Origin of the sequence: Pseudonocardia sp. SID8383, assembly GCF_009864975.1 — a bacterium.
GTDB classification, from domain to species: domain Bacteria; phylum Actinomycetota; class Actinomycetes; order Mycobacteriales; family Pseudonocardiaceae; genus Pseudonocardia; species Pseudonocardia alni.
The window spans coordinates 1-447 of the sequence record NZ_WWFY01001164.1; the positions used below are offsets into that span (position 1 = coordinate 1).

The window sequence follows — 447 nt, forward strand, 5'->3', positions numbered from 1 at the left end:
GAGCGGGCGCCGTGGCACCCGGGCCGGTGCGCGGAGCTCGTCGTCGCGGGCACCGACACCGTCGTCGGGTACGCCGGGGAGCTGCACCCCAAGGTCGTCGAGGCGCTGGGGCTGCCGGCCCGCACCGCCGCGGCCGAGATCGACCTCGACGCGGTCCCGCTGCGGGAGAACCTGCCCGTGCCGCGGGTGTCGGCGTTCCCGCCGGTCGCCGTGGACGTCGCGCTGGTCGCCGACGAGACGGTCCCGGCCGCGGACCTCTCCGATGCGCTCACCGCGGGCGCGGGCGAGCTGCTGGAGTCGGTGCGGCTGTTCGACGTCTACACCGGCGACCAGGTCGGACAGGGCCGCCGCTCGCTGGCGTTCTCGCTGCGCCTGCGCGCCGCGGACCGCACGCTGACCAGCGAGGAGGCGAACGCCGCGCGGGACGCGGCGGTCGCCGAGGCCACC

At 77.9% G+C, this 447-nt stretch carries 1 pseudogene; it reads left to right on the top strand.

The window, feature by feature from the left end:
* Positions 1-447: pseudogene (locus tag GTW08_RS28370) on the top strand (phenylalanine--tRNA ligase subunit beta); the annotation flags it as partial.